This window comes from Streptomyces sp. NPDC026301 (assembly GCF_055567935.1).
Window position 1 is genome coordinate 123636 of record NZ_JBVHPN010000013.1, and the last position, 13566, is coordinate 137201.

Consider the following 13566-nt stretch of genomic DNA (forward strand, 5'->3'; position numbering starts at 1 on the left):
CAGGCGCCCGGCCCCGGGGGCACGGACCGGACCGGCCCTCAGTCGAGGTAGCCGCGCAGCTGGTCGGCGAAGGCGTGGTCGCGGAGCTTGTTCAGGGTCTTGGACTCGATCTGGCGGATGCGTTCGCGGGTCACGCCGAAGATGCGGCCTATCTCCTCCAGCGTGCGTGGCCGGCCGTCGGCCAGGCCGTACCGGAGCTGGACGACCTTGCGCTCGCGCTCGCCGAGGGTGGAGAGCACCGCTTCGAGGTGCTCGCGCAGCAGCAGGAAGGCGGCGGACTCCACGGGGGACGCGGCGTCGCCGTCCTCGATGAGGTCGCCGAGCGCGACGTCGTCCTCCTCGCCGACCGGGGCGTGCAGCGAGACCGGCTCCTGGGCGAGCCGCAGCACCTCGCTGACCCGCTCCTCGGGCAGGTCCAGCTGGGCGGCGACCTCTTGGGGGGTCGGTTCGTAGCCGCGCTCCTGGAGCATCCGGCGCTGGACCCGTACGACGCGGTTGATCAGCTCGACGACGTGCACCGGCACCCGGATCGTGCGGGCCTGGTCGGCGAGCGCGCGGGACATGGCCTGGCGGATCCACCACGTCGCGTACGTGGAGAACTTGTAGCCGCGGGCGTAGTCGAACTTCTCGACCGCGCGGATCAGTCCGAGGTTCCCCTCCTGTACGAGGTCGAGCATGGTCAGGCCCCGGCCGACGTACCGCTTGGCGACCGAGACGACCAGGCGCAGATTCGCCTCGATCAGGCGGCGCTTGGCCATCCGGCCCAGTACCACCAGCTTGTCGAGGTCGAGCGCCAGCTGGGAGTCCAGGTCGGGGGTGCCCGCGAGCTTCGCCTCGGCGAACAGGCCGGCTTCCACGCGGCGGGCCAGCTCGACCTCCTCGGCCGCGCTGAGCAGCGGGATGCGGCCGATCTCCCGGAGGTACTGCCGGAAGAGGTCGGAGGACGGGCCGCCCGCCTCGGGCCTGGACCGCCGCTCCGGCGGCGGCTCGGGTGCCGGGTCGGGCTCTTCGGACAGCATCTCGGGGGCGGGCGGCTCGGCCTGCTGGGGCACGGTGGCGGCCGCGGCGGCCGGCGCGTCGGCGAGGCTCCGTGTCTGCACGGGGGCGACCTCCAGGGTGATCGCTGCTGAGGCGGCACAAAGGTCGGGTACGGCTGCGGCCGAGCCGCCGTCCGTCCCGTACATCAGAAGCGGGTTGGCGTCGGGCTCCGGCTCTGTGCGTCCGGATCCGTCGCGCTCCGAGGACTCTGGCACCGTTCTCAGTGTGGAGTACGACACACTCCCGCCACGAGGGGCGTGCGGTGACTTTTTGCCTTCAGTGGGTGACCGGGTGATTACACAGAACGAGCCGGTCCGGTCGCGGGGCGGCTCAGAGGGCCGCGGCGCCGCGCTCGCGGAGGGCCTGGGCGTACTGCTCCAGCACCCAGAGCTCCTGCTGCAGGGCGGTGTACTGCTCGCCGCCGGTGCGCGGGTCGTGGCGCTGCAGGGCGCCGTGGATCTCGCCGCAGCGCTGCCGGACGGCGGCCAGCCGGACGGCGACGAGCTGCACGCCCGCGTACAGCTCGTCCGGATCGCGACGGGTGTGCAGCGGCTCGACGGCCAGCTCCGTGACCATCGAGCGGACCGTGTCGTCGGGCGCGGCCTCGCGGACGCGGGTGAGGAAGCCGGCGTCCGCGGCGGCCGTGCCGCCGGCGTCCTCGATGCAGCGGCGGACCACGGCGTACGGCGGCGCGGTGAACTCGTCGACGCCGTACGCGTCGAACGTCGGGGCCACCAGGTCGGGGCGCTGCAGGGCGAGCTTGAGCAGCTCGCGCTCGACGCGGTGCGCCGGGCTGCGGAGGTTCAGCGCGGGGCCCCGGGGGGCCTCGGGCGCGGTGGGCTGCGCGGGCTCGGTGCCGCGCCGCTGCGGCCTGCCCTGGCCGCCCGCCTCCCGGGCGTCCCGGCCGCGCTCGCGGGCCCAGCGGGCCAGCTGGGAGACCCGGCGGACCACGAACTGGGTGTCCAGGATGCCGAGCAGCCCGGCCAGCTGGACGGCGCTCTCGTGCTGGATGGAGCTGTTCTTGATGTTGGCGACGATGGGCGCGGCCTCGTCCAGGGCAGCGGCCCGGCCGACCGGGGTGGCGAGGTTGTGCCGGGCGACGAGCTGGCGCAGCGCGAACTCGAAGAGCGGCGTACGGGACTCCACCAGGTCGGCGACGGCCTCGTCGCCCTTGGCGAGGCGCAGCTCACAGGGGTCCATGCCGCCGGGCGTGATCGCGATGGAGGTCTCGGCGGCGAACTTCTGGTCGTCCTCGAAGGCGCGCAGCGCCGCCTTCTGGCCCGCCGCGTCGCCGTCGAAGGTGAAGACGACCTCGGAGCCGCTGTTGTCCATCAGCAGCCGGCGGAGGATCTTGATGTGGCCCTCGCCGAAGGACGTGCCGCAGGTCGCGATGGCGCTGCGGACGCCGGCCAGGTGGCAGGCCATGACGTCGGTGTAGCCCTCGACCACCACCGCGCGGTTCCCCTTGGCGATCTCCTTCTTGGCGAGGTCGATGCCGTACAGCACGTGGGACTTGCGGTAGATCGGGGTCTCGGGGGTGTTGAGGTACTTCGGGCCGTTGTCGTCGTCGCGGAGCTTGCGGGCGCCGAAGCCGACGACCTCGCCCGCGATGTCGCGGATGGGCCACATCAGGCGGCCGCGGAAGCGGTCGATGGGGCCGCGGCGGCCGTCCTGGGAGAGGCCGGAGAGGATCAGCTCCTTGTCCGTGAAGCCGCGGCCGCGCAGGAAGCGGGTGAGGTGGTCCCAGCCGGCCGGGCTGTAGCCCACGCCGAAGTGCTGGGCCGCGGCCTGGTCGAAGCCGCGCTCGGCGAGGAACTTCCGGCCGATCTCGGCCTCGGGGCTGTCCAGCTGGTCGATGTAGAACTGCGCGGCGGCCTTGTGCGCCTCGACGAGGCGGGTCCGCTCGCCCTGCTGGCGCCCGGGGGCGTACCCGCCCTCTTCGTACCGCAGGGTGATGCCGGCCTGGGAGGCGAGCCGCTCGATGGTCTCGGCGAAGGAGAGGTGGTCGACCTTCATGACGAAGTCGACGGTGTCGCCGCCCTCCTGGCAGCCGAAGCAGTGGTACAGCCCCTTGGCGGGGCTGACGTGGAACGAGGGGGACTTCTCGTCGTGGAAGGGGCACAGGCCCTTCAGATTGCCGCCGCCGGCGTTCCGGAGCTGGAGGTACTCGGACACGACGGCATCGATCGGGACCGCGTCCCGGACCGCCCGCACGTCGTCATCGTTGATCCTGCCTGCCACGCGAGAATTCTACGGGGAACCAGTGACAGTCCCCGGCCCGCTCCTCAGCCCGCGGCGATCTTGAGGACGAAGCGGTGATGCGCGCCACTCGGCGCGATCTCGAAGGTCTCGCCGTCCGTGGTGAAGCCCATCCGCTTGTAGAAGCCGCGGGCGGCCACCCGGCCGTTGCACCACACGCGCTCGGCGCCGCGCCGGGCGGCCTCCTCGACGCCGGCGCGCAGCACGGCGGCCCCGAAGCCCCGCCCGCGCGCCTCGGGCGAGCTGGCCATGCCCCGGAAGCGGTACGCGGGAACGGCCTCCTCGCCCGGCACCGGGTCGGGGAAGAAGGTCGCGCAGGCCGCCACGGCGTCCCCGTCGTAGGCCGCCATGTGGAAGACGCCGGGGTCCGCGTCCTCCGGGTACAGCGCGGCCTCTGCGGGCAGCCCGGGGCGGAGCACCGACCTGCGCAGGTCGAAGATCTCCGCCCGCGGGACCGCGTTCGTACGGATCGCCATGGGGCGCACGCTACGCGAGGAACGACTCCAGCGGCACGGTCGGGTCGGCCAGCGCCTCCGCGTCCAGGGGGCGCCCGGAGCGGATGATGGCCTGGAGCGGCTCGGTGACGTCCCACACATTCACGTTCATCGCGGCGAGCAGCCGGCCGCCGGCGTCCAGCCAGCAGGCGATGAACTCGCGCTTGCCGACGTCACCGCGGAGGACGACCTGCGCGTAGGAGCCCGGTGGCGCGTATCCCGAGTACTCCATGCCGACGTCGTACTGGTCGGAGAAGAAGTACGGGACGCGGTCGTAGCTGACCTCCTGGCCGAGCATGGCGCGGGCCGCCGCGGGGCCGCCGTTGAGCGCGTTGGCCCAGTGCTCCACGCGCAGCCGGGTGTCCAGGACCGGGTGCGCGGCCGCGGCCACGTCGCCCGCCGCGAAGATGTGCGGGTCGGACGTGCGCAGCGAGGCGTCCACGACGATGCCGCCGCCCTGTGCGCGGTCCACGAGGGCGAGCCCGGCCTGCTCGGCGAGGGCGGTGCGCGGCGCGGCGCCGATCGCGGCGAGCACGTCGTGCGCCGGGTGCTCCTCGCCGTCGTCGGTCTGCGCGGCCAGGACCACGCCGTCCTGGCCGGTGATCTCGGTGAGCTGGGCCCCGAAGTGGAAGCGGACGCCGTGCTCGCGGTGCAGGTCGGCGAAGATCCCGCCGAGCTCGGGGCCGAGCACGCCGAACAGCGGGGTCGGCGAGGGCTCGACGATGGTGACCTCGGCGCCGTAGGAGCGGGCTGCGGCGGCGACCTCCAGGCCGATCCAGCCGGCGCCGGCGATCACGAGGTGGCCGTTGTCCCGGCCGAGGGAGGCCAGCACGCCGCGCAGCCGTTCGGCGTGCGCGAGGCGGCGCAGGTGGTGGACGCCGGCCAGGTCGGTGCCGGGGATGTCCAGACGGCGCGGCTCGGCTCCGGTGGCCAGGAGCAGCTTGTCGTACGCGATGAGGGCGCCGTCGCCGAGCCGTACCGTGCGGGCCACCGGGTCCAGGGCCACGGCGGGCTGGCCGAGGTGCAGTTCGATGTCGTGATTCGCGTACCACGTCGGCTCGTGCACGAAGACGCTGTCCCGCTCCGCCTTGCCGATCAGGAAGTCCTTGGAGAGCGGCGGCCGTTCGTACGGGTGGTCGCGCTCGTCACAGATGAGGATCACGCGGCCGTTGAACCCCTCCGACCGGAGGGTCTCGGCTGCCTTTGCCCCGGCCAGGCCACCGCCGACGATGACGAACGTCTGGTGTGCGTCGACCACTTGCTTCCTCCTCGCTGCGGCGCAGTGCGTCTGCGCCTTGAACGCCCCCGCCTGGGTCCCCGTTCGAAAAAGCCTTACCCCCGTTCGAGCCCCTCCGCACTGCGGGGGTTCGAGCGTCCCGCACAGAGCGTGATGGGGGAAGAGGGTAGGCCCTTGCTACGTCACCCTTAGTTGTCACGCGCGGGCGGGCGATGCCGTTCTGTGTGGCCCGAGGGACGGGTGAGGCGGGCGTGCAGGGTGCGCGCCGAGGCGTCCGTGAGGGCCGCGATCTGGTCGATGACGGCGCGCATCCGGGCGGTGTCGTCCCCGGCCCCGTCGAAGAGCGACCGGAACTGCGGGTCCAGGCCGTCCGGGGCGCGCGCGAGCAGCGCCTCGGCCAGCTCGGCGATGACCACCCGCTGGTCGGCCCGGAGCGCTTCCTGGTCGGGACGCTGCATGACGTACCGGTCGGCGACCGCCTTCAGAACGGCGCATTCGAGGCGGGCCTCCTCGGGGACGACCAGCTCGGCCCGGTAGCGGGTGAGCCGCCCGGTGCCGTACGCGGCGCGGGTGGCGGCCTCGGCGGCGAGACAGAACCGGCCGATCAGCTGGCTGGTGGCGTCCTTCAGGCGCGCCTGGGCGACCGCCGAGCCGTCGTAGCCGTGCGGCCACCACTCCTGCGCCAGCAGCCGGTCCAGGGCATCGCCCAGCTCCGCGTCGCCGGCGCCGGGCGCGTACCGGTCGGCGGCCACCGCGAAGATCTCGGCGCGCTCGGGGTCCGCGTACAGCACGGCCGGGTCCAGGTGCCCGGCGTGCAGCCCGTCCTCCACGTCGTGCACCGAGTACGCCACGTCGTCGGACCAGTCCATGACCTGCGCCTCGAAGCTGCGCGCGCCTTCGGGGGCGCCCTGCCGCAGCCACCGGAAGACGGGCAGGTCGTCCTCGTACACACCGAACTTGCGCGAGCGCGGGTCCTCGGGGTGGCCGCCGCGCCTCCAGGGGTACTTGGTCGCGGCGTCCAGGGCGGCGCGCGTGAGGTTGAGGCCGACGCTGACGATGCTGCCGTCGTCGGCGGTGACGAACCGTTTCGGTTCGAGCCGGGCCAGCAGCCGCAGGGACTGCGCGTTGCCCTCGAAGCCGCCGCAGGGCGCGGCGACTTCGTTCAGCGCCTGCTCGCCGTTGTGCCCGAAGGGCGGATGGCCCAGGTCGTGCGCCAGACACGCCGTCTCGACCAGGTCCGGGTCGCAGCCGAGCGCCGCGCCCAGCTCCCGCCCGACCTGCGCGCACTCCAGGGAGTGGGTGAGCCGGGTGCGCGGGGTGGCGTCCCAGGCGTGCACACCGGTACCGGACGCGGCGACGCCGGGCGTGACGACCTGGGTCTTGCCGGCCAGTCTGCGCAGCGCGGCGGAGTGCAGCACCCGCGCGCGGTCCCGCTGGAAGGCCGTACGGCCCGGACGCTTGTCCGGCTCGGACACCCAGCGCTCGGCGTCGGCGGGTGTGTAGCCGGTGGACTCCGCGCCGCCCGGCGCCGCGGCTGCGTGCGGCACCGGGGCGGCGCCGTTCTCATGGGTCGGACGGCCGGTGGGCTGAAAGGGCGTACCCGTCATACCGCGACGGTAGCCGCACCGGCCCCCTCTCGGTCGGAAGCGGTACGCGAGCGCAGCGACTGGTCGTAACGGTGCAGGACGAGCCGGGCGAGGGCCGGGTGGTCGCCGAGGGGCGCTGCGGCGGGCCCCAGGACGGCGGCGGAGGCGGTGGCGAAGCGGCCGGGCGCGGTGAAGTACGAGGCGAGGACGGGTCGCAGCCCGCGCGTCCGCAGGGCCGCGGCGGCCTCCTCCACGGTGGCGCCGGCGCCCGCCGCGTACCCCGGTACGACGGGCACGCCGCCCAGCCGTACGGAGAGCAGCCGGGCGGTGCGCTCGGTGTCGGTGGCCGAGTCCGGGTCCCGCGAGCCGGCCGCGGCCAGGACTATCCCCGTGCCGGGCGCCTCCGGCCGCGTACCGGCCTCCGTCAGCCGTGCGTGCAGCGCCTCGGCGAGCAGCGAGTGCGGCCCGAGCGGCGCCGCGAGACGGGCCCTGACCCGGGGCGCGGCGTCGGCCATCGCCGGTATGTCGGACTTGGTGTGGTAGCCGCGGCTCAGCAGCAGCGGTACGAGGACCGCGTCGCCGTCCAGCCCCGCCAGCGTGTCCGGCAGCAGCGGCTCGTTCAGTTCGATGTGTCCGAGGCGCACCGGGAGGCCGGGGCGCAGGGCGCGTATCCGGTCCAGCAGCGCAGTGACGGTCTTCAGAGCGCGGGGATCACGGCTCCCGTGGGCGACCGCGACGAGCATCGGTGGCGTCGGTGGCTTGGCAGCGCCGCCCGGCAGAGTGCGGCGGCTGTGGAGTCTGACCCGGCTGAGCTGGGTGCTGAGCTGTGTGGTGATCTCTGTCATGAGCTGCGCCGTACTGTCGAAGGGAACCGCTGCGGGAAGGTGCGCGTTCGACGCCGTCATGGAGGGAGCCTGGCAGCGGAGAGTTGCCGGAGCGTTGCGCAGGGGTGACGAGTCGTTTCTCCGCCCTCACGGTTTCCGCGCCGCTCCGGGGAGGGACCCGTGCCGGGCATGTAACACCAGCGGGCGGCACCGGAAACGCGCACGTTGCACCGTGACCGTATGAACGCCGACGTCACGACCGGCACGGTCGACACGCACTGTCCGTACTGCTCCTTGCAGTGCGGAATGTCGCTGCGCCCGGAGCGGGGCCGGGTACAGGTGGTCGAGCGCCCGGACTTCCCCGTGAACCGCGGGGCGCTGTGCGGCAAGGGCCGTACCGCCGCCGAGGTGCTGGACCAGCGGGTACGGCTGACGGAACCGCTGGTCAGGGACGGTGGGACGCTGCGGCCCGCCACCTGGGACGAGGCCCTGGACCGGGTCGCGGCGGGACTGGAGAGCGCCCGGACCGTATACGGGAACGACGCGGTGGGCGTCTTCGGGGGCGGCGGCCTGACCAACGAGAAGGCGTACGCGCTGGGCAAGTTCGCCCGGGTCGCGCTCGGCACCTCGCAGATCGACTACAACGGCCGGTTCTGCATGTCGTCGGCCGCCGCCGCACACGGGCGCGCGTTCGGCCTCGACCGCGGCATGCCGTTCCCGCTGGCGGATGTGGCCCGTACGGGGTGCGTGATCCTGGTGGGCTCCAACCTCGCCGAGACCATGCCGCCCGCGCTGCGCTACCTCACCGAACTGCGCGAGAACGGCGGCAAGCTGATCGTCGTCGACCCGCGCCGCACGAAGACCGCCGAGGTGGCCGACCTGCACCTCGCGCCGCGCCCCGGCACCGACCTGGCGCTGGCCCTCGGCCTGCTGCACCTCGTCGTCGCGCAGGGCCGTACGGACGAGGCGTTCATCGCGGAGCGCACCACCGGCTGGCCCGAGGCGCGGGCCGCCGCGATGGCCCACTGGCCGGAGCTGGTGGAGCGGATCACCGGCGTGCCGGTGCCGGAACTGCGGGAGGCCGTCGCGCTGTTCTGCGACGCCGGCTCCTCGATGGTGCTCACCGCGCGCGGCCCCGAACAGCAGGCGAAGGGCACCGACACGGTGGGCGCGTGGATCAACCTCTGCCTGGCCACCGGACGCGCCGGCCGCCCGCTCTCCGGGTACGGCTGCCTGACCGGCCAGGGCAACGGCCAGGGCGGCCGCGAGCACGGCCAGAAGGCCGACCAGCTGCCCGGCTACCGCAAGCTCGACGATCCGGCCGCCAGGGAGCACGTGGCGGCCGTCTGGGGCGTCGCCCCGGACAGCCTGCCGGGTCCAGGGCGCAGCGCGTACGAACTGCTGGACGCGCTCGGCACCGACGTACGCGCCCTGCTCCTGATGGGCTCCAACCCGGTCGTCTCCGCACCCCGCGCCGCGCACGTGGAGGACCGCATCCGCTCGCTGGACTTCCTGGCCGTCGCGGACGTGGTCCTCTCGGAGACGGCCGCGCTGGCCGACGTGGTGCTGCCGGTGACGCAGTGGGCGGAGGAGACCGGTACGACGACGAACCTGGAGGGCCGCGTACTGCTGCGCCGGCGCGCCGTGGACCCGCCGCCCGGCGTCCGCACGGACCTCGCGGTGCTCAACGGGCTGGCGGCGCGGCTGGGCCACGAGAAGGGCTTCCCCGCCGACCCGGAAGAGGTCTTCGAGGAGCTGCGCCGCGCCTCGGCGGGCGGCCCGGCGGACTACGCCGGGATCAGCTACCGGCGCATCGCCTCGGAGGACGGCGTCTTCTGGCCGTGCCCCGACGAGGCGCACCCGGGCACCCCGCGCCTCTTCCACGACCGGTTCGCCACCCCGGACGGCCGGGCCCGCTTCGTACCGGTCTCGCACCGCGCGGCGGCCGAGGAGGCCGATGCGGAGTACCCGGTACTGCTGACCACCGGGCGGGTGCTGGCGCAGTACCAGTCGGGCGCGCAGACCCGGCGGGTGGCCGAGCTGAACGCCGCGGCGCCCGGCCCGTTCGTGCAGATCCACCCGCTGCTGGCGGAGCGGTACGGCATCGGCGAGGGCGACCGGGTCGCGGTGGAGTCGCGGCGCGGCCGGGCGGTGGCGCCCGCCCGGCTGACTGGCACCATCCGCTCCGACACGGTCTTCATGCCGTTCCACTGGCCGGGCGAGGGCCGCGCCAACACCCTCACGAACCCGGCCCTGGACCCCACCTCCCGGATGCCGGAATTCAAGGTCTGCGCGGTCCGGCTGTCCCGGGTCACGGACGCTTAGAAGCAACCGACGCCGAGAACCACTGGCCCTCAGTGGTGCCAGGCCGAGCCGCCGGTGTTGTGGATGAACCGCTGCAGCACCTTGAGCGTGCTCAGGTACTCCTCGTCGGTGATGCCTTCGTGGCGCTCGGCCCGCAGCTCCTGTTGGAGGGCGGCGGCCTTGGCATAGAAGGCCGAGCCCTCCGGGGTGATCCGCAGCGTGGCGCGCGCGTCCTGGGTGATCCAGCCGCGCGCGACCGTCGTGTCGATCTCCTCCCCCAGGGCGTCGCCGACATCGAGATAGCCCTTGAGCACCTCGGTCACCTCCGCGCGGGACCGGCCGTCCGGCGCGGCGGCGACCTGGTGCAGCACCCACCACTGCGGCTGGGTGATACCCAGCTCCGCGAGGGCGCCGCGGGTACGGGTGACGACCGCCTTGTACGCGGCCCAGCTCCAGTACCCGATGGGCTGCTCGATCAGCTCGGTGTCGCTGTGGGAGTACTCCATGGCTCCGCCCTCTTTCCGTTCGGCTGAGGACGAAGCTAGGAGCTCAAGCGGACTTGAGGTCAAGCGGACCTGACGTCAAGCGGAGTTGAGATCAAGCGCTCCGGTGCGCGTCGACCTCCTTGAGGTACGCGGCACGCGTCTCCTCGTCCAGGAAGGACGCCGTGAAGGAGTTACGGGCCAGCGTGCGCAGCGTCTCCTGGTCCAGCCGCAGCGCGTCCCGCACGGCCGTGAAGTTGTCGTGCGCGTACCCGCCGAAGTAGGCCGGGTCGTCGGAGTTCACGGTCACCAGCAGGCCCGCGTCCAGCATGGCCGGCAGCGGGTGGTCGGCCAGGTCGTCGATGACCCGCAGGCGGACGTTGGACAGCGGGCAGACGGTGAGCGGCACCTGCTCGGCGACCAGCCGCGCCACCAGGTCCGCGTCCTCCATGCACCGCACCCCGTGGTCGACCCGGTCCACCCCGAGCACGTCCAGCGCCTCCCACACGTACGCGGGCGGCCCCTCCTCACCGGCGTGCGCCACGCACTTCAGCCCGGCCTCCCGCGCCCGCGCGTACACCTCGCGGAACTTCGACGGCGGGTTGCCGACCTCCGCGGAGTCCAGCCCGACGGCGGTGATCCGGTCCAGGTACGGGCGCGCCGCCTCGAAGGTCTCCAGCGCCGACTCCGCGCTCTCGTCCCGCAGGAAGCACATGATGAGCCGGGTCGTGATGCCGTATGTCTCCGGCGCGGCGTCCAGCGCCCGGCCCAGGCCCTCGATGACCGTCCCGATGGGCACGCCGCGCGCGGTGTGCGCCTGCGGGTCGAAGAAGATCTCCGCGTGCCGCACGCCCTGCTCCTGGGCCCGCGCGAGGTAGGCGTGCGCCAGGTCGGCGAAGTCCTCCTCGGTGCGCAGCACGGCCATCAGCGCGTAGTACAGGTCCAGGAACGACTGCAGATCGCTGAACGAGTACGCGCGGCGCAGCTCCTCCTCGGAGCCGTACGGCAGCTCAACACCGTTGCGCGCGGCAAGCGCGAACGCGAGCCCGGGCTCCAGCGTTCCCTCGATGTGCAGGTGCAGTTCGGCCTTGGGGATCGGGGGGTGGGGGTGGGCGGTGGTCATACCGGCTCACTCACCTTCCTGTGCAGTGGCCGCGAAGGGGCGGCCCTCGTTGGCGGCGACGCCCGGGCCCACCGGGGCGCCGGAGCGGCCGGCGGTGGCGAGCCAGTCGCCGCCGGGGATCGGGGTGGCGGTGGCCCGGAGGCGACCGGCCAGGGGGTCGGCGGCGAGGTAGACCCAGGCGCGGACGGTGGCGCCGTCCGGGAGGACCGCCGCGCACGCGACGCGGTCGTAGTCGTTGTCCGGCGGGCCGGGGGTGTAGCCCTCCAGCCGGTCCAGGACCGCCAGGACCTCGTCGTACGCGCCCTCGGCGGGCGTGACGACATGACCGTGCACCACCGCGTCGGCGGGGCCGTGGATCGCGTACGGGTAGCCGGGCCCGTCGTACAGCAGCGCCCCGTGGATCAGCGCCGGCCGCTCCACCGCGGTGCGGCCGCGCAGCGCCCAGGCGTGATTGGCCTCTCCGGGGCGCAGCGTCCCGTAGACGAAGAAGGGCAGCCGCTCGGCGGGCCGGTCGTTCATGGGTCGGTTCTCCTCGTGTTCGTACTTCCCGCTTGCAACCATGCCAGGCCACGACGCGTCGCTGACGGGGAGGTCGAGGGGAACGGGGGCGGACGGTATGCACGGCAGGTGGCCGGGACGGGCCGCGGTGTGGGTACGGGAGCGGGTGCGGCTGCCGCGGACGGTGCGGGGGCGGCGGCGGGCCGTGCAGGCCGTCATGGCCGTGTGCGTGCTGGCACTGCTGCCCGCGACGTGGCTGCGGCTGGCGTCCGGTGACCGGGTGCGGACCGTGGACGACGTGCCGGCGGCGCCGGTCGCGCTGGTCTTCGGCGCGGGCCTGTGGAACGGCGAGCCGTCCCCGTACCTCGCGCACCGGCTGGACGCCGCCGCCGCACTGTACGACGCGGGCCGGGTCCGCGCGGTCCTGGTGACCGGCGACAACAGCACCCGGGACTACGACGAGCCGGACGCCATGCGCCGGTACCTGACCGCGCGCGGGGTACCGGCGCGGAAGATCGTCAGCGACTACGCCGGCTTCGACACCTGGGACTCCTGCAGCCGCGCCCGCCGCGTCTTCGGAGTGCACCGGGCGGTGCTGGTGAGCCAGGGCTTCCACGTCCGGCGGGCGCTGGCGCTGTGCGACGCCGCGGGGATCGACGCGTACGGCGTCGGGGCCGCCGACCCGCACGATGCGACCTGGTACTACGGCGCCGTCCGGGAGGTCTTCGCGGCCGGCAAGGCGGCGGCCGACGCGTCCCTCCGCCCCGACCCGCACTTCCTCGGCCCGCACGAGGGCGGGGTGGCGCGGGCGCTGCGGTGAGGACCTGCGTCCTCGGCGGCTAGCGGGTCTCCGCCTGGATCCAGGCCAGGTAGTCGGCGCCGCCGTGGACGACCGGCGTGGCGATGATCTCCGGGGTGTCGTAGTCGTGCGCCCCGCGGAGGTACTCCTCCAGCTCCTGGTACCGGTGACCGGTCGTCTTGAGGAGCACCTGCCACTCCTGGCTGGTCTCGATCCCGCCGTCCCATCGGTACACCGAGGTGACCGGCGCGCTGACCTGGGCACACGCCGCCAGGCGGGCCTCGATCGCGCCGCGGGCCAGCGCCTCGGCCTTCTCCGCTGCGTCGGTCGTCGTCAGCACGGTCAGGAATGCGGGCGGAGCGGTCTGCTCGGGCTGGTCGGTCACGGCAACGATCCTTTTAGCTCGCGGGCGGGCGGGTACCTGATCCTTCCGCATCCACGGGTACCACGGCGCGCCGATGACTTGCGGCGCCCGGCGCACCCGCGAGGATGGGGAAAGGAGACAGGACCACGCCACGGACCGCCGGCACGTCCGCGACCGAAGGGCCCCCTCATGGACGACCTCACCGCCCTCGCCCGCCAGCAGCTCGACGACGCCAAGGCCGACCCGCACGGCCGCAGCGCGCGGCTCTTCCTGCACGACGGGCCGCTGCGGCAGACCGTGATCGCGCTGGTCGGCGGCGCCTCGCTGGACGAGCACGTCTCGCCGCCGGCCGGCAGCATGCAGATCCTGCACGGGCATGTACAGATCACGACCGGCAGCGGCAAGCAGGACATGATCGCCGGGCAGGTCGCACAGATCCCGCGCGAGAAGCACGGCGTGACGGCCGTCGAGAACTCCGCCCTGCTGCTGACCTCGGTGACGCACGTCGACGGCATGTGAGCACCGCGGGCGGCACAACCTTCACCCCGTTCCGGCGGT

The 13566-nt window shown here is 73.6% G+C and carries 13 protein-coding genes; 3 read left to right on the plus strand and 10 right to left on the minus strand.

Annotation, left to right across the window (positions count from 1 at the left end):
• Positions 1-38 precede the first annotated feature (38 nt).
• From ACZ4MH_RS23410 to ACZ4MH_RS23435, 6 genes are all read right to left on the minus strand, one after another.
• Positions 39-1253, minus strand: a complete 1215-nt coding sequence (locus tag ACZ4MH_RS23410; RefSeq protein ID WP_351592364.1) for an RNA polymerase sigma factor — start codon at positions 1251-1253, stop codon at positions 39-41.
• 115 nt (positions 1254-1368) lie between these two features.
• Positions 1369-3279 (minus strand): DNA primase, encoded by a 1911-nt coding sequence (dnaG, locus tag ACZ4MH_RS23415; RefSeq protein WP_351592361.1) that lies wholly within the window; start codon positions 3277-3279, stop codon positions 1369-1371.
• A gap of 44 nt (positions 3280-3323) precedes the next feature.
• A complete protein-coding gene (locus ACZ4MH_RS23420) occupies positions 3324-3773 on the minus strand; it encodes a GNAT family N-acetyltransferase (RefSeq protein WP_351592358.1) in 450 nt (149 codons plus the stop codon).
• A 10-nt stretch (positions 3774-3783) separates the two neighbouring features.
• Positions 3784-5049, minus strand: a complete 1266-nt coding sequence (locus ACZ4MH_RS23425; protein ID WP_351592355.1) for an NAD(P)/FAD-dependent oxidoreductase — start codon at positions 5047-5049, stop codon at positions 3784-3786.
• Between the two features lie 167 nt (positions 5050-5216).
• Entirely contained in the window at positions 5217-6635 is a 1419-nt protein-coding gene (locus tag ACZ4MH_RS23430) for a deoxyguanosinetriphosphate triphosphohydrolase (RefSeq protein ID WP_351592352.1), read from the minus strand.
• Complete coding sequence (locus ACZ4MH_RS23435) at positions 6632-7459, minus strand: sirohydrochlorin chelatase (RefSeq protein WP_351592349.1); 828 nt, start codon at positions 7457-7459, stop codon at positions 6632-6634. The genes ACZ4MH_RS23430 and ACZ4MH_RS23435 overlap by 4 nt, the downstream gene beginning before the upstream one ends.
• 219 nt (positions 7460-7678) lie before the next feature.
• Between ACZ4MH_RS23435 and ACZ4MH_RS23440 the strand changes: the two genes are divergently transcribed.
• Entirely contained in the window at positions 7679-9763 is a 2085-nt protein-coding gene (locus tag ACZ4MH_RS23440) for a molybdopterin oxidoreductase family protein (RefSeq protein ID WP_351592346.1), read from the plus strand.
• A gap of 29 nt (positions 9764-9792) precedes the next feature.
• Here ACZ4MH_RS23440 and ACZ4MH_RS23445 read toward each other — a convergent pair whose 3' ends face one another.
• The 3 genes from ACZ4MH_RS23445 to ACZ4MH_RS23455 form a co-directional block, all read right to left on the minus strand.
• Positions 9793-10248: a MarR family winged helix-turn-helix transcriptional regulator gene (locus ACZ4MH_RS23445; protein ID WP_351592343.1), complete on the minus strand. Its 456-nt coding sequence runs from the start codon at positions 10246-10248 to the stop codon at positions 9793-9795.
• Positions 10249-10339: 91 nt separating this feature from the next.
• Positions 10340-11347, minus strand: a complete 1008-nt coding sequence (locus ACZ4MH_RS23450) for an adenosine deaminase (protein WP_351592340.1) — start codon at positions 11345-11347, stop codon at positions 10340-10342.
• Positions 11348-11353: 6 nt separating this feature from the next.
• Positions 11354-11866: a gamma-glutamylcyclotransferase family protein gene (locus ACZ4MH_RS23455; RefSeq protein ID WP_351592337.1), complete on the minus strand. Its 513-nt coding sequence runs from the start codon at positions 11864-11866 to the stop codon at positions 11354-11356.
• A 97-nt stretch (positions 11867-11963) separates the two neighbouring features.
• Between ACZ4MH_RS23455 and ACZ4MH_RS23460 the strand changes: the two genes are divergently transcribed.
• Positions 11964-12665 (plus strand): SanA/YdcF family protein, encoded by a 702-nt coding sequence (locus ACZ4MH_RS23460; protein ID WP_351592334.1) that lies wholly within the window; start codon positions 11964-11966, stop codon positions 12663-12665.
• Positions 12666-12684: 19 nt separating this feature from the next.
• Here ACZ4MH_RS23460 and cutA read toward each other — a convergent pair whose 3' ends face one another.
• Positions 12685-13029, minus strand: coding sequence for a divalent-cation tolerance protein CutA (gene cutA, locus ACZ4MH_RS23465; protein ID WP_351592331.1), 345 nt, complete (start codon positions 13027-13029; stop codon positions 12685-12687).
• Between the two features lie 168 nt (positions 13030-13197).
• Here cutA and ACZ4MH_RS23470 point away from each other — a divergent pair, with 168 nt between their 5' ends.
• Complete coding sequence (locus ACZ4MH_RS23470) at positions 13198-13527, plus strand: cupin domain-containing protein (RefSeq protein ID WP_351592328.1); 330 nt, start codon at positions 13198-13200, stop codon at positions 13525-13527.
• The last annotated feature ends 39 nt before the right edge of the window (positions 13528-13566 follow it).